This is a genomic window from Actinomadura sp. NBRC 104412 (assembly GCF_030269515.1).
In the GTDB taxonomy this organism is placed as follows: Bacteria; Actinomycetota; Actinomycetes; order Streptosporangiales; family Streptosporangiaceae; genus Spirillospora.
The window spans coordinates 131,237-146,084 of sequence record NZ_BSTM01000009.1 but is presented as its reverse complement, the minus strand read 5'-3'; the positions used below and the strand labels follow the sequence as shown (position 1 = coordinate 146,084).

At 72.6% G+C, this 14,848-nt stretch carries 13 protein-coding genes and 1 pseudogene; 11 read left to right on the top strand and 3 right to left on the bottom strand.

Annotated features, from left to right (window positions below):
* Nucleotides 1-212 precede the first annotated feature (212 nt).
* A complete protein-coding gene (locus tag QSK21_RS14100; protein ID WP_285696134.1) occupies nucleotides 213-506 on the top strand; it encodes a hypothetical protein in 294 nt (97 codons plus the stop codon).
* Nucleotides 507-549: 43 nt separating this feature from the next.
* On the opposite strand, the gene QSK21_RS14095 is transcribed toward QSK21_RS14100, so the two are convergent.
* Complete coding sequence (locus QSK21_RS14095; protein WP_285696133.1) at nucleotides 550-1,776, bottom strand: RNA polymerase sigma factor; 1,227 nt, start codon at nucleotides 1,774-1,776, stop codon at nucleotides 550-552.
* A 314-nt stretch (nucleotides 1,777-2,090) separates the two neighbouring features.
* Between QSK21_RS14095 and egtA the strand changes: the two genes are divergently transcribed.
* The 4 genes from egtA to egtD are packed head-to-tail and all read left to right on the top strand — an operon-like array spanning nucleotide 2,091 to nucleotide 6,404.
* Complete coding sequence (egtA, locus tag QSK21_RS14090) at nucleotides 2,091-3,278, top strand: ergothioneine biosynthesis glutamate--cysteine ligase EgtA (protein WP_285696132.1); 1,188 nt, start codon at nucleotides 2,091-2,093, stop codon at nucleotides 3,276-3,278.
* Entirely contained in the window at nucleotides 3,275-4,627 is a 1,353-nt protein-coding gene (egtB, locus tag QSK21_RS14085; protein ID WP_502871559.1) for an ergothioneine biosynthesis protein EgtB, read from the top strand. The genes egtA and egtB overlap by 4 nt, the downstream gene beginning before the upstream one ends.
* Nucleotides 4,627-5,427, top strand: a complete 801-nt coding sequence (gene egtC / locus QSK21_RS14080) for an ergothioneine biosynthesis protein EgtC (RefSeq protein WP_285696131.1) — start codon at nucleotides 4,627-4,629, stop codon at nucleotides 5,425-5,427. Before egtB ends, egtC begins: the two co-directional genes overlap by 1 nt.
* A gap of 23 nt (nucleotides 5,428-5,450) precedes the next feature.
* Complete coding sequence (gene egtD, locus QSK21_RS14075; protein WP_285696130.1) at nucleotides 5,451-6,404, top strand: L-histidine N(alpha)-methyltransferase; 954 nt, start codon at nucleotides 5,451-5,453, stop codon at nucleotides 6,402-6,404.
* Nucleotides 6,405-6,426: 22 nt separating this feature from the next.
* Here the strand turns inward: egtD and QSK21_RS14070 are convergent, their stop codons facing one another.
* Nucleotides 6,427-7,191 (bottom strand): SGNH/GDSL hydrolase family protein, encoded by a 765-nt coding sequence (locus tag QSK21_RS14070; protein WP_285696129.1) that lies wholly within the window; start codon nucleotides 7,189-7,191, stop codon nucleotides 6,427-6,429.
* Between the two features lie 181 nt (nucleotides 7,192-7,372).
* Between QSK21_RS14070 and QSK21_RS14065 the strand changes: the two genes are divergently transcribed.
* From QSK21_RS14065 to QSK21_RS14055, 3 genes are all read left to right on the top strand, one after another.
* Nucleotides 7,373-8,512 (top strand): acyltransferase family protein, encoded by a 1,140-nt coding sequence (locus tag QSK21_RS14065; RefSeq protein ID WP_285696128.1) that lies wholly within the window; start codon nucleotides 7,373-7,375, stop codon nucleotides 8,510-8,512.
* 123 nt (nucleotides 8,513-8,635) lie between these two features.
* Nucleotides 8,636-9,610 (top strand): tetratricopeptide repeat protein, encoded by a 975-nt coding sequence (locus tag QSK21_RS14060; protein ID WP_285696126.1) that lies wholly within the window; start codon nucleotides 8,636-8,638, stop codon nucleotides 9,608-9,610.
* A gap of 214 nt (nucleotides 9,611-9,824) precedes the next feature.
* Nucleotides 9,825-10,835 carry a LacI family DNA-binding transcriptional regulator gene (locus QSK21_RS14055; RefSeq protein WP_285696124.1) on the top strand — a complete coding sequence of 337 codons (1,011 nt, stop codon included), beginning with the start codon at nucleotides 9,825-9,827 and terminating at the stop codon, nucleotides 10,833-10,835.
* Here the strand turns inward: QSK21_RS14055 and QSK21_RS14050 are convergent.
* The gene (locus QSK21_RS14050; protein ID WP_285696122.1) at nucleotides 10,832-12,292 is read right to left on the bottom strand and encodes an aromatic amino acid ammonia-lyase; all 1,461 of its coding nucleotides are present in this window, start codon (nucleotides 12,290-12,292) and stop codon (nucleotides 10,832-10,834) included. The genes QSK21_RS14055 and QSK21_RS14050 overlap by 4 nt on opposite strands.
* Nucleotides 12,293-12,510: 218 nt before the next feature.
* Here QSK21_RS14050 and QSK21_RS14045 point away from each other — a divergent pair.
* From QSK21_RS14045 to QSK21_RS14035, 3 genes and pseudogenes are all read left to right on the top strand, one after another.
* A pseudogene (locus QSK21_RS14045) lies at nucleotides 12,511-13,338 on the top strand (ABC transporter ATP-binding protein); the annotation flags it as partial.
* 26 nt (nucleotides 13,339-13,364) lie between these two features.
* Nucleotides 13,365-14,126, top strand: a complete 762-nt coding sequence (locus tag QSK21_RS14040) for an ABC transporter permease (protein WP_285696119.1) — start codon at nucleotides 13,365-13,367, stop codon at nucleotides 14,124-14,126.
* Nucleotides 14,123-14,818: an ABC transporter permease gene (locus tag QSK21_RS14035; RefSeq protein ID WP_285696118.1), complete on the top strand. Its 696-nt coding sequence runs from the start codon at nucleotides 14,123-14,125 to the stop codon at nucleotides 14,816-14,818. The genes QSK21_RS14040 and QSK21_RS14035 overlap by 4 nt, the downstream gene beginning before the upstream one ends.
* The last annotated feature ends 30 nt before the right edge of the window (nucleotides 14,819-14,848 follow it).

Genomic DNA, 14,848 nt, shown 5'->3' with positions numbered 1-14,848 from the left:
GGCCTTCCGGCGGGGTCGCCCAGTGGCGGATGTGCCTGCGGGTGATATGTGGGGCGTCCTAGACTGCCGCGCGAGCGGGGCACGCACCGCGTAGGAAGGCGATGGATGGGCAAGCACAGCAAGCCGCCCACACGGACATGCCCGGGATGCAACGGGTCTGGCGTCCACCGAGGCCAGACATGCGGCGTCTGCCGCGGCGAAGGAATGATCTGATGACGACCTACCCTCCGGACGACTGCACGTTCGAGGTCACCTACACCCTCGGACGGCGGGGCAAGGGGCTGGAGACGTTCCCCGACGTCTACGCCCTCGGCCGGTGGTTCAAGGAGATGGAACGGCGCGGAGCGCTGGACCCCGAGGACTTCCGCACCCCGGACGAGGACGGCCGCAACGGCTATCGCATCGTCTGCGTCACCGCGAGCGAACGCGTCGCCATCAGCTACTTCCATCCGCGGCTGGTCATGGGCCGCATCGAGGGCGCCCACGCCGCCACGGCGAGCGACTAGCGCTCCCGGCCGCCGTCGAACCGGGGGCCGGGAGCGCCGGAACTCAGGAGCCGCCCGCCAGCGGGTCGGTGACCGCCCCGACGATTCCGGAGATCAGGTCGTCCAGACCTGTACGGGGCCGGCGGTCGTCCCTGTCCCGGTCCCTGTCCCTGCCGCCGTCTCCGTCCCTGTCGTCATCCTGATCGCCGGGCGAGGCGTCCCCGGGTGTGGACGAAGGCGCCGGCGACGTGACGCTGCCGGACGGGGCACCGCTCTCGCCTCCGGCGGGGGAGGACTGCGGCGCCCGGGGCGCCGGGACGGTGGCGGACTGCTCCGGGGCCGTCGGGCTCGGCTCGGACGTGCCGGGTGTGCGCGCGTCGGTGCCCGTGCCGTCCGTGGCGCCGCGCTCCACGGCGGTCGTGTCCGGCCGCGTGCCAGGCGTCGTGCCCGGCTCGGTGCCGGGTGTGCCGGACGGCGTGCCCGGTACCGGCGCCGGCCGCCTGTCGTCCTGTGTCGGCGCGAGCGCGTTCACGCCGTCGCCCTCGGGGGACGGCCAGGTCATCATCAGCCCGGCGGCGACGGACGCGGCCACGCCCGCCACCGCGCCCGCGCCCCTGACGGCGGCCCAGCGGCGGCGGCGCGCCTCGTCGCGTCCCTCGCGCCCGTCATCGAAGGGCACGTCCGGTGTGTTCGGGTCGATGACGACCAGCGGGCTCTGGGTGACCTTCGTCGAGTCGCCGAGGATCACCTCCCGCAGGCCGCGCGGGGCCAGGCCGGGCGCGCGGCGGGCCAGCAGGTGCGGCAGGCGTCCCTTCTCGAACGCCTCGATGACGTCGAGGTAAGGGGAGGCGGTGCCGCCGCCGCGCATGAGCGCTTCCAGCACGCCGCGCTCCAGCCCGGTGCGCGCCGCGTGCAGCAGCTCGCGCACACGGCCGGGCGAGATGCGGAAGACGCGGGCGATGTCACGCACGTCCAGCCACTCGCCTGCGGCCAGCAGCAGCGCCTCGCGGTGGTCGGCGGGCAGGGCGGCCGCGGCGCGCATCAGCGGGTCGTCGCCCGCGCGGGTGAAGAGCGGACGCCTCTGCCGCTCGAACGCGCCCCTCTTGGCGCAGACCGAGCGCGACACCCCGTGCAGCCACAGCACCGTCTCGCCCTGGGGACGGTGGCGGACCGCCTCGGCGAAGGCGTCCCTGACGGCGTCGGCCGCGCCCTCGTCACCAAGAAGGGACCAGCAGTGGGCGTACAGGCGATGGGCATGCGCGTCGTAGAGGGCTTCCAGGTCCCCGCGCATGTGACCTCCTCCGGGGTGGCCTTGGAGCCGGTCGGGAGCTCTGCGGTCGGACGGCCCGGCGGTTGGACGGACCGTCCGGTCATTGTTGAGAACGGGACTGTAGTGCACCCGCTCGACTACTGAGAAGTCGGTGATCGCTGTGTATCACCATGCTCACGAAGGGTCATGATGCGATCGAGTTCTGTCATGTTCGCAGGGGTTTTAGAAGATTTACGGCGATTGTCTGATTGCTGATCCGGTTCACCAGGGAAGGTCTCGAAGCCGTTGTTCGAGTCTCGTCATCGGGCCTGAGGTCACGAGACAGGGGGACGGTCATGACCCGACTGACGGTGGACGATGTCTACCGGTACATCCGCGGCGTCTGCTTCAAGAACGGCCCTCCGGGCCGGGTCGGCGCCGAGACCGAGTGGTTCGTGCTCGACGCGGCCGATCCCGCCGCGCTCGTCGCGCCGTCCCGGACCCGCGCCCTCCTGGACGCGGCCGGGCCCCTTCCCAACGGCGCGAAGGTCACCTACGAGCCGGGCGGTCAGCTGGAGCTCAGCTCCGCCCCCTACCCCGGCCTCGTCCCGCTGCACGAGGCCCTTTCGGCCGACCTCGACCACGCCCGCCGCGCACTGGCCGAAGGCGGGCTCGTCCTCGCCGGGCACGGCGTGGACCCGGTACGGCCCCCCGTCTTCCAGGCCGAGCATCCCCGGTACGCGTGCATGCGCGGCTACTTCGACTCCAGCGGGTTCGCCGACGCGGGCATCGCGATGATGTGCTCGACGGCGTCCGTCCAGGTGTGCCTGGACATCGGCGCCGACCCGGCGGGCGCGGCCCGCCGCTGGCGGCTGGCGCATGCGCTCGGCCCCGTGCTCGTCGCCGCGTTCGCCAACTCGCCGCTGCGCGCCGGCCGCCGCACCGGGCTGCGCTCGACCCGGCAGGCCGTCTGGGCGGAGCTCGACCCGCGCCGGACGCTGCCCGTCCACGAACCGGGAAACGGCGGTGGCGACCCGGCCGAAGCGTGGACGCGCTACGCCCTGGACGCCCGCGTGATGATGCTGCGCGCCGAGTCCGGCGAGGACTGGGTGGCCGACCCCGGGATGACGTTCGGGGAATGGGTGGGCAAGGGCGAGCCGGGACTGGCCGACCTCGAATACCACCTGTCCACCCTGTTCCCGCCGGTGCGCCCGCGCGGCTGGCTGGAGCTGCGCATGATCGACGCGCTGCCGGATCCGTACTGGCCCGTCCCGGTCGCGGTCGCCACCGCCCTGCTGGACGACCCGCGCGCCGCCGCCGCGGCCGAGGAGGCGGCCGAGCCGGTGGCGGGCCGCTGGGCCGAGGCGGCGCGCTGCGGCCTCACCGACCCGCCCCTTGCCGCGGCCGCCCGCGCCTGCTTCACCGCCGCGCTGGAGGCGCTGCCCAGGCTGGGCGCCGACGCGCTCGTCCCGCTGGTGGGCGAGTACGCGCGCCGCTATGTGGAACGGGGCCGCTGCCCCGCCGACGAGGAGATGCACCGATGACCGCGATGAGCGCGCCGGGCTCGCTGGACGAGCACGCGCTGAAGGAACTGATAGCCGAGGAACTGGGCGCGGTGCGCGACCGCAGCCTGGGCCTCACCACCCGTGTCCTGGACGAGGGCGAGCTGACCGCTCAGGTCTCCCCGCTCATGTCCCCTCTGGTCTGGGACCTGGCGCACGTGGGGAACTACGAGGAGTTGTGGCTGCTGCGTGCCGCCGCGGGCATCGAGCCCATGCGTCCAGAGATCGACAACCTGTACGACGCGTTCGAGCACCCCCGCGCCGAACGGCCCAGCCTTCCCCTGCTGCCGCCCAAAGAGGCACGCGACTACATCTCCACTGTGCGGTCGAAGGTGCTGGACTCGCTCGGCTCCGTCCGGTTCGACCAGGGGAACGCCCTCACCTCGGGCGGGTTCGTGTACGGAATGGTCGTCCAGCACGAGCATCAGCACGACGAAACGATGCTGGCCACGCATCAACTGCGCAAAGGTGCCCCTGCCCTGCTCGACCCACCTGTTGCGACGCTCGGCACGAACGCGCCCCGGAACGCGGGCGAGGTGCTGATCGAAGCGGGACCGTTCGAGATGGGCACCTCCGACGACCCCTGGGCCTATGACAACGAACGCCCCGCCCACCTCGTTGACCTGCCCGCGTACTACATCGATGTCGAGCCCGTCACCAACCGCGAGTACCTCGCGTTCATGGAGGCCGGGGGCTACGACGAGCCGCGATACTGGACGTCCAAGGGCTGGCAGTGGAGGAACGAGGGCGGCAAGCGCTCGCCCGCTTTCTGGACGCGCGACGGCGGGACGTGGGTGCGGCGCCGCTTCGGCCGTATCGAGCCCGTCCCCCTGGACGAACCCGTGCAGCATGTGTGCTGGTACGAGGCCGACGCCTACGCACGCTGGGCGGGCAAGCGGCTGCCCACCGAGGCCGAATGGGAGAAGGCCGCGCGCTGGGACCCGTACGCGGGCCGTTCGCGCCGCTACCCCTGGGGTGATGTGTACGAGGAAGGCCGCGCCAACCTGGGGCAGCGCATGCTCAAGCCGGCCGAGGCGGGGGCCTACGAATCCGGCGCGTCCGCATACGGAGTGCGCCGCCTGATCGGGGACGTCTGGGAGTGGACGTCATCCGACTTCCACGGCTACCCCGGATTCCGCTCGTTCCCGTACAAGGAGTACTCCGAGGTGTTCTTCGGCCCCGAGTACAAGGTGCTGCGCGGCGGCTCATGGGCGACGCACCCGCTGGCCGTACGGGGGACCTTCCGTAACTGGGACTACCCGATCCGGCGCCAGATCTTCGCCGGTTTCCGCTGCGCGCGCACGGCGGCCCCTGAGGAAGGTGGCGCCTGATGTGCCGCCATCTCGGCTACCTCGGGCCGCCCCGCACGCTCGGCTCGCTCATCTTCGAGGGCGAGTACTCGCTGGAGCACCAGTCGTACGCCCCGCGCATGACGCAGGGCAACCTGCTCAACGCCGACGGCTTCGGCGCCGGCTGGTATCACCGCGACCGCCCGGTGCGGTTCCGGCGGGCCCGGCCGATCTGGGCGGACCCGTCATTCCGCGAGATCGCCGACGTGATGGAGACCACCTGCGCGGTCGCCGCGATCCGCTCCGCCACCGTCGGCTTCCCCGTGGACGAATCGTGCGCACAGCCGTTCCGTACCGGCGCGGGGTCCGATGGCGCCCAGGGCGACGACCCCGGACCGGGCCGCCTCTTCAGCCACAACGGCAAGGTCGAGGGGTTCGCCGGGATCGAGGGCAAGCTGCGCGAACTGGCCGGGGACCTCGCCCGGATCCCCGACGCCAGGGCGCCCGTCGACTCGGCGCTGCTGTTCGCGCTGGCCGCGCGGCTGTGGCGGGAGGGCGGGACGCTCGGCGGCGCCCTGGCCGAGGTCGTCCGCACCGTCACCGCGCTGGCGCCGGGCCGGTACAACCTGCTCGCCGCCGACGGTGCGGCGCTGGCCGCCACCACCTGGGGCGACTGCCTGTTCGTCCGGCAGCGCCCGCGGACCGGCCGGGGGGAACGACGGTTCGAGGAGGTGTGGATCTCCTCCGAGCCGCTCGACGAGGACCCGGACTGGCGGCCCGTCCCGGACCGTTCGCTGGTGACCGCCGACCTGATGTCCGGTGTGCGGATCACCCCGCTGTGACCGACCGAAGCCGAGGAGTCCCCGTGGACCGGTTCCTGACGTCCGACGACCTGGCCAAGGCGCTGCGCGCGGACGTGCGCGACGGCCTGACCTCCACCCCGAAGGCGCTGCCGCCCAAGTGGTTCTACGACGAGCGCGGCAGCGGGCTCTTCGAGGAGATCACGCGGCTGGACGAGTACTACCCGACCCGCAAAGAGCGCAAAATCCTCAGCGCCCGCGCACCCGAGATCGCCGCGGCCACCGGCGCCCGCACCCTGCTGGAACTCGGCGCCGGATCGGGCGAGAAGACCAGGCTGCTGCTCGACGCGCTGAGCGGCACGCTGCGCACGTACGTCCCGGTCGACGTCAGCGGCGACTTCCTGGAGGAGGCCGCCGCCGGGATCGCCGCCGACCACCCCGGTCTCACCGTGCGGGCCGTCGTCGCCGACTACGAGCAGCACCTGCACCTCCTGCCGGGCGGCGAGCGGCGCCTGGTGGCCTTCCTCGGCGGGACGATCGGCAACATGCCGCCCGCCAAGCGCGTCGGCTTCCTGGCCGCGCTGCGCGCCACCATGTCCGGCCAGGACGCGCTGCTGCTGGGCGCCGACCTGGTGAAGGACGAGAAACGGCTGGTCGCCGCCTACGACGACGCGGCCGGGGTCACCGCCGAGTTCAACCGGAACGTCCTGCACGTGATCAACCGCGAGCTGGACGCCGACTTCGTGCCCGCCGCCTTCGAGCACGTGGCGCTCTGGGACGCGGAGGAGGAATGGATCGAGATGCGGCTGCGGTCCACCCGTGACCAGACCGTCCACGTCCGCGGGCTCGACCTGGAGGTGCGCTTCGCGGCGGGGGAGGAGATGCGCACCGAGATCTCCGCCAAGTTCCGCAGAGAACGGCTGGAATCGGAGCTGGCCGCCGCAGGTCTGGAACTGTTCCGGTTCTGGACGGACAGGGCGGGCGACTTCTCGCTCTCCCTGGCCCGGCCCGTGGCGTGACCTCCAAGGGGCCGGGCGCCGGTCAGTTCTTCACCGTGGGACGGGCCAGGCCCAGCCGCTCCAGGTCGGCGGCGAGCCGGGCCGCGATGTAGCGGTGGCCCTGGTCGGTGGGGTGGGTCCCGTCCGGGCGGATGTAGCGGACGGCGTTGCCGGTGTTCTGGCGGCGGTCGCCGGTGATCCAGCGCTCCGCGATCGGGTCGATGAACGGCACCCCATGCCGCTGCGCCACCTTCCGCAGCGCGTCCCGGATGGCGAGCGCGGCGCGCGGGGGCGACTGGCTGCCCCACAGCGGGCCGACGAAGGCGATGCGGGTGGTGGGCCACCGCTTGCGCGCCCGGTCGAGCACGTCGTCCGCCGCCGCGGCGACCTGCCGGGGCGGGTACGGCCAGTCGTTGTGGCCGCCCGACACGATCAGCAGGTCGGGCGCGGGCCGCCAGCCGAGCTGGCTCTCGAACAGCATCCCGAACGACTGCCGGATCCGCGTCCCGGCGACGAACCCGGTGCCTCCCCGCCCGCCCAGCACCGGCTGCCAGCCCAGCAGCCGTGCCGTGGCGGCGGCGTAGGTGTCCTCCGGCCGCCGGCCCCGCTCGCCCACCGTGTAGCTGTCCCCGAGGAACATCACGACGGGGGCGGAGGACGCGACGACCGGCTGGGTGGCCACCACCGCCGGGCTGGGCCCCTGCCGGGCCGCGGAACCGTCGCCGAACGCCCCGCAGCCCGTGGCGAGGGCGGAGGCGAGGCACAGCGCGAGAATCGCCGCGCCGCGGCGGGCGCGGCGAGAGGTCATGGGGGGTCCACCGTCTTTCCGGGGAAGTGGTGACCCAGAGATTTTAGAAGAAATCCGTGGCCGCGTGCGCACCGTCCGCGAACTCGCGCCCCTCCCCTCCCGGGTTTCCGACACCTCGCGTTCACCGTTCGCTCGCGCCCTCGACCACCTGGGGCAACCCGGTGGCGCCAGGGTTCCGCGAGTGACACGCCACGACCGCCTCCGTGAGATCGACCTGCTGCGCTTCCTGGCCGCGATGGGGGTCGTGGCCTACCACTTCGCCGGGTTCAAGGGCCGCGGGCCGTGGCCGGAGCCGTCGCTGGAGATGTTCCCCGCCCTGGGCGAGGTCACCCGGTACGGCTACCTGGGCGTCGATCTGTTCTTCATGATCAGCGGGTTCGTGATCCTCATGAGCGTGTGGGGCCGCGGTCCGGGCGAGTTCGGCATCTCCCGGGTGACCCGGCTGATGCCCGCCTACTGGGCCGCGGTGCTGCTCGGCCTGGCGATCTGGGCGGTGTTCCGGCTCGGCAAAGGCGACCCCGACCTCGTCCTGCCCAACCTGAGCATGCTCCAGGGCGGCCTGGGACTCGACAACGTCGACGCGGTGTTCTGGACGCTGTGGATCGAGCTGCACTTCTACGTGCTGATCGGCGTGCTGGCCGCGATCGGCATCACCTACCGCAACTGCCTGGTGTTCATGGCCTGCTGGACGCTCGGGTCGGTGTTCGCCGACGAGGCCGGGTCCCGGTTCCTCCAGACCATGCTGATGCCCACCTGGAGCTGCTACTTCGTCGCGGGCATGGCGCTCTACCTGATGTACAGGTTCGGCCCGAACCTCCTGCTGTGGGGGTTCGTCGGCGTCTCCTGGATCCTCGCCGTCCACTGGGGCGTGTGGCGCACCGGCCGCGCGTTCACCACCGCCAACGGCAAGGTCGTCGCGGTCGCCGTCACCCTCCTCTTCGTGGTGATGATCCTGGTGGCCACCGGACGGCTGCGGTGGCTGAACTGGCGCGGGCTGACCGTGCTGGGAGCGCTGACCTACCCGCTGTACCTGACTCACTCCCAGGTCGCACTGCCCGTGCTGAAGCACGCCTACCCGGCGCTGAACAAGTGGGCGGCGCTGGCGCTGACCATCGCGGTCTCGCTGGCGGTGGCGTACGCGATGTACCGGCTGATCGAGCGTCCGGGACAGTCCTGGATGCGCGCCAAGCTGCGCGCGTCCCTGGCCGCCGTACGGGAGGTGGACGCGGTCGGCACCGTACGGGACAGGGCCGCGAAGGCCGCTTCCGTCCCCTCGCCCCGTTCCGCGGAGCCCACCGAGGGTGAGCTCGTACGCCCTTAGCGTGGCGCGACGACTACCCCTCGTGTGGAAAATGGCCTACCTTGTCGGGCCATGGTGAACCCACCGGGAGCGGCGCGCTGAGCGAGCCGCGGGCAGGGGACGGGCAGGGAAGGAGCCGGATCGATGGGGCTCTTCGGCCGGCGCAGGACGGACCCCGCGGCGGGGGCGGCACCGACGATCGACCCGTGCGTCCATGATCCGGCGGCCGCCGACCTGTACGAGGCGCTGCGGCTGCGGGACCGCTGGTGGGCCGATGACTTCCTCCAGGCGGTGACCGATCCCGACGAGCGCGCCTTCTACCTGTCGGTCTGCGCGAGCGTCCCGGGGCTCCAAGACTGGATCGGCACCTGGACCAGGGCCGAGCCGCGATCCACCCTGCCGCTGCTGGTACGCGGAGCGCATGCGCTCAACTGGGCCTGGGAGGCGCGGTCCGAGGCGTACGCGGCCCATGGGGAGGAGCATCGCTTCCCTGGTTTCAGTGAACGGCTGGAACTGGCCGAGGCGTGCCTGGGTGAGGTCGCGGCACGCGACCCGGGGGAGACGGCCGCGTGGACGTTCCTGCTGGCGTGTGCGCGCGGCGGACGGGTGAAGCCGGACGAGGCACGCCGCCGGTTCGAGCGTGTCGTGGAACTGCACCCGGGGCATCTGCGCGCGCACACCGAGATGCAGACCTATCTCTGCGAGCGGTGGTACGGCAGCCACGAGGAGATGTTCGCCTTCGCGCGTGCCTCGGTGTCCAAGGCCGCGCCGGGCAGCCCGCTGGGACGCCTGGTCGCGGACGCCCATGTGGAGGTGTGGCGGTCCCTTCCAGCGGCACAGGCGCAGGCGTACATCACCCAGGAGGAGGTGCGCGCCGACCTGCGCGCCGCCGCGGACCATTCCATCCGGCACCCCGCGTACCGTCCCCAGGTCGGCTGGCCGGAAGTGCACAACGCGTTCGCGTTCGCCTTCGCCCTGGCAGGGGACCTGCCCGCGGCCAAGGAGGAGTTCCAGCTCATCGGGGACTGCGCCACACGATTCCCATGGGAGTACCTAGGCCAAGACCCGGCCGCCGCCTTCATGGCGACGCGCGACCGGGTCCTGAGCGAAGGCATGTGATCCAGGACATTTCCAGGATCGTTCCAAAAAAGTACGTGAGGGTGTGACATCCACGGCGGGGTGAGCGCTGTCATCACTACAGGGCGCGCCGCCTGCATCAGAGCGGGGATCGGGCGGCGCGCCCTCCCACCTCTCTCCTCTCTCTCCTCTCTCCTGGACCCCACCTCCCACCTGGGATCTCCTGGCTGTCGTACCCGGCATCTAGGGTGAGAGGGTGCCGGAACGGCGGCGCAAGCGCGCGACCATTCGTGAAGTGGCGGCGGCGACAGGGCTGTCGCCCGCGGCCGTGTCGTACGCGCTTCGCGGCATCCACACCTCCGAGGGCACCCAGGCGCGGGTGCGCGCCGCCGCCGAGGAACTGGGCTACGAGGCCCATCCGATCGCCCGCGCGCTGGCCAGCGGCCGCACCGGCATGGTCGGCCTGCTGTGCGGCTCGCTGGAGGACTACTGGCAGCAGTCGCTGGCCGTCGGCATCAGCCGCTCCCTGCTGGCCCGCGACCGCTACGCCCTGATCGTGGACGCCTTCAACGATCCCGCCCGCGAGCTCGCCCTCGCCCGCCAGCTCCGTGACCAGCGGGTGGACGGGCTGATCGTGCAGCCCCTCGACCCGTCCGCCGAGCTGTGGGCCGAGCTGCCGGAGACCCTGCCGGTCGTCTCGATCGGCGACGCGCTGAACGGCGGCCGGTCGCAGGGCGAGGTCGTGTTCGACAACCGGCGCGGCGTCACCCTCGCCCTGGAGCACCTGCGCGCCCTCGGGCACCGGCACATCACGGTGCTGACCCCGACCCTGGCCGGCACCCCCGACCGTCCCGTCGACGTCCACGTGAACGCCGAGGCGAAACGGCTCGACCTGGTGGTGGACGTCGTCGTGGCCCCCCAATCGCTCGGGGAGGCCACCGAGACCGCCACGCGCATCCTGGGCGCCCCCGGGCGTCCCTCGGCCGTCTTCTGCTTCTCCGACTCCATCGCCTACGGCGTGTACGCGGCCACCCGCGCCCTGGGCTTGGAGGTCCCCGGCGACGTCGCGGTGTGCGGCTACGACAACCACCCGATGTCGGCGCTGCTGACCCCGCCGCTCACCACCGTCGACTGGGACATCGACGGCATCGTCGACTCCGCCGTCCGCATGGTCGTCGACGTCATCGAGGACAGGCCCCATGAGCGCCGCGTCGTCCGCGAGCCGTCCCTGAGGGTCAGGCAGTCGAGCGTCGGCGTCCCCCGTTAGAGCAGCCGGGCGAGGGCGGGCAGATGGTCGGCCGCGATGGCGATGTCGGAGTCGAGGGGACGGTCGTCCACCCGCTCGTCCAGCGACGCCGCGGCCAGATCGTAGGCGGCCTTGAGCGGCCCGCCCGCGGGGGCGCGGCCCTGCATGCGCAGCGCGCGGACGGCCGCGACCAGCTCGCAGCCCAGGCCGATGCGGTACGCGCCAAGCGCCTCCGTGGTGGCCCGCGCCGATTGGGTGGAGAAACCAGCGTGCTCCTCCACTCCCCGGGACAGGACCGCGCTGCCCAGCGCGGCCGGGGTCGCCAGGCGGCGGACGTCGGCCAGCGCGGAATGCGCCACGTACTCCAGGATCATGATCCCGGAGGACGCCTCCGTCGCCGCCTGGAACGGGTAGAGGCCCGTGAACGACGGCTCGGCCAGCGTGCCCAGCCGCGCCGCCGACAGCGCCATCGTCTGGAACAGCGCCGCCCGGGACGCGTCCAGGGCCAGCCCCACGTACGCGGTGTGGAAGTTGCCGTTGTGCCAGACCGCGCGGCCCGCCACGTCCACCAGCGGGTTCTCGGCCGCCGCGTTGATCTCCCGGGCCACCACCGCCTCCGCGTACCGCGCCGACTCCAGCGCCGGGCCGTGGACCTGCGGGAACGCGCGGTAGCCGTACGGGTCCTGGATGCGCATCGGGGCGGGCTGGTCGAAGGCGAGCAGCGTCCGCATCGCGGCGGCCACCTCCCGCTGGCCCGGATGCGGGCAGGCGTCGTGGACCGCCGGGACGTACGGCTCCTCCGACCCGCGCACGGCCAGCAGCGACAGGGCCGCCACGACCGTCGACGCGTCCAGCAGCGTCAGCAGGTCGGTCACGGCCAGCGCCGCCTCCCCGAGGGTGGCGGCGTTGGAGCTGATGAAGGCCAGCGCGTCCGCCGACCGCAGGGTGAAGCCGGGGCCGCGCGGCCGCGCGCCGTCCGGGGCGGGCAGCCAGTCCCGCTCGCCGAGCAGGCACAGCGCGGTGGAGGCCAGGGCGGTCAGGTCGCCGGTGCCGATCGCCCCGTACACCGGGACGGGCGGCAGCAGGTTCAGGTTGAGCACGTCGGTCAGGGCCCGCAGCACCTCGGGGTCCACCCCGGAGCCGCCCGCCGCGATCTGGTTCAGCCTGACCGTGAGCATCGCCCGGACGATCTCCGGCGCCACCAGCGGTCCCGCGCCCGCCGCGTGGCTGCGCAGGAGCCGCAGCCCGTGCGCGTCGGAGTCCTCCCACTCGACGCCGACCTCGCGGTTGGCGCCGACCCCCGTGGTGCGGCCGTACACCGGCCGTTCGGCGGCCACCTCGCGGACGGTCTTCCAGGCGGAGCGGGCCCGTTCCACCCCCTCCGGGGACATGACGATCGTCACGTCCTCGCGTGCCGCGCGGGCCACCTGGTAACAGGTGAGGCCCGTCCCATCGATAACGATTCGGCTGTTATGCACGACTTCACGCTACTTTTCGGATTATTCAGGTAGATAGGCTGGGCATGGTGTCCCTCCAGGCCGGTGACCTGGCGGTGCGTACGGATTGTCGGCCGCAGGGGCTACTGTGTGTCCGAGTGGCGGAGTTCGATCTCCGCCCAGTAGGCAGTGCCAGGGGAAGAGCCATCTGGCAGTAGAGGAACGGCGTTGCACCGGCGCCCAACGAGGACGTGAACCCCTTGATCACCTTTGCGGGCGTGACCAAGCGTTACCCCGACGGGACCGTGGCGGTGGACGGGCTCGACCTGGAGATCCCCTCGCGCCGGATCACCGTCCTCGTGGGACCGTCCGGCTGCGGCAAGACCACCACCCTGCGCATGATCAACCGGATGGTGGAGGCCAGCGAGGGCACCGTCGCCATCGACGGCCGCGACGTGCGCGACAGCGACCCCCCGACGCTGCGGCGCGGCATCGGCTACGTGATCCAGCAGGCCGGGCTGTTCCCGCACCGCACCATCCTCGACAACATCGCCACCGTCCCCTACCTGCTGGGCTGGGACAAGAAGAAGGCCAGGGCGCGCTCGCGCGAGCTGATGGAGCGGGTCGGCCTCGACCCCGCCCTGGCCGGGCGCTACCCCGCGCAACTGTCGGGCGGCCAGCAGCAGCGCGTCGGCGTGGCCAGGGCGCTGGCCGCCGACCCGCCGATCATGCTGATGGACGAGCCGTTCAGCGCCGTCGACCCGATCGTGCGCGGCGGCCTCCAGGAGGAGCTGCTGCGCCTGCAGAGCGAGCTGGAGAAGACGATCGTCTTCGTCACCCACGACATCGACGAGGCGGTCAGGCTCGGCCACCGCATCGCCGTGTTCGGCGCCGGTGGCCGGCTCGCGCAGTACGCCACCCCCGACGAGCTGCTCGCCGAACCCGCCGACGACTTCGTCCGCGACTTCCTCGGCGGCGAGCGCGGCATCAAGCGCCTGCGCTTCTTCCGCGACCTGGAGGCGTCCGAGCAGGTCACGGAAGGCCCGGCGGAGACCACGGAGGGCTCCGCCGAGGGCGCGGCGCGGCCGGCCGCGGCGGCGGATCGGTGATCCCGATGCCGCTCGGGCGGGCCGTGGCGGCGGCCCCCGACGACGAGCCCCTGATCCGGTGGGACTGGATCTCCCGCAACCTGGACGGGCAGATCGCCGAGGCGCTGCGCGAGCATCTGATCCTGTCGTTCACCCCGGTGCTGCTGGGCCTGGCGATCGCGCTGCCCGTCGGCCTGGCCTGCGCGCGCTACCGGCGGCTCTACCCGCCGGTGCTGGCGGCCACCAGCGTGCTGTACGCCATCCCGGCGATCGGCCTTTTCGTGATCTTCGTGGCGTTCACCGGGATCACCTATCCCGCGGTGATCGTCCCGCTGTCCCTCTACACGCTGTCGGTGCTGGTCCCCAGCGTGGTGGACGGCCTGCGCTCGGTCCCCGAGCATGTGCGGCGGTCCGCGGAGGCGATGGGCTTCGGCCCGCTGCGGCGGCTGGTGCGGGTCGAGCTGCCCATCGCCGTCCCGGTCGTGATGGCCGGGCTGCGGGTGGCCACCGTCGCCAACATCAGCCTGGTCAGCGTGGGCGCCCTGATCGGCATCGGCGGGCTCGGCCAGCTCATGGTCACCGGGATGAAGTGGCCCGGCGGCGGCTTCACCACCCCGATCATCGTGGCCATCGCGCTGATCATCGCGCTGGCGCTGGCGGCCGACCTGCTCCTGCTGCTCGTCCAGCGCCTGCTGACCCCGTGGCAGCGCGCCGGACGTGCCGATCGCACCGGCCGCCGCGGTCGCTCGGCCCGGCGGGCCGCCGAGCGGGAGGTGGCCAGGACATGAACGCGATCTGGGAGGCCCTGGGCTGGTTCGGCCGGTCCGGGCAGTGGACGGGCGCCGACGGCATCCCCGCGCGGATCCTGGAGCACCTGTGGTACTCGCTGCTCGCGTTCGCGATCACCGTGCTGATCGCGCTGCCGCTGGGCTTGATGCTCGGCCACCTGCGCCGCGGCCGGCCCGCCGCGGTGGCCGGCTTCCTGGTGATGTCCTCGGCGAACGCGGCCCGCGCGCTGCCGACCCTGGGCCTGCTGATCCTCGCGGTGATCGTCACCAGCGCCGGCGACCTGGTCCCGATCCTCATCCCGCTGATCGCGCTGGCCGTCCCGCCGGTGCTGGTCAACACCTACGCGGGCGTCCAGCAGGTGGAGCCGGGCCTGCGGGACGCGGCGGAGGGCATGGGCATGACCGGCCGCCAGGTGCTGCTGCGCGTCGAGCTGCCCGTCGCGCTGCCGCTGGTGCTGCTCGGCCTGCGCACCGCCCTGATCCAGATCATCTCCACCGCCACGATCGCGGCCTACGTCGGGCTGGGCGGGCTCGGCCGCTACATCGTCGACGGCTACGCCCGGCAGGACTACGACAGCATGGCGGGCGGCGCGATCCTCGTGATCGCGCTGGCCGTCCTCACGCAGGCCGCGTTCGCCCTCCTGTACCGCTACGCGGTGTCGGCGGGAGTACGGCAGCGGGCCGCGTCCTGAACCTGCACCATCCCGGCCGGGCGCCCGAAG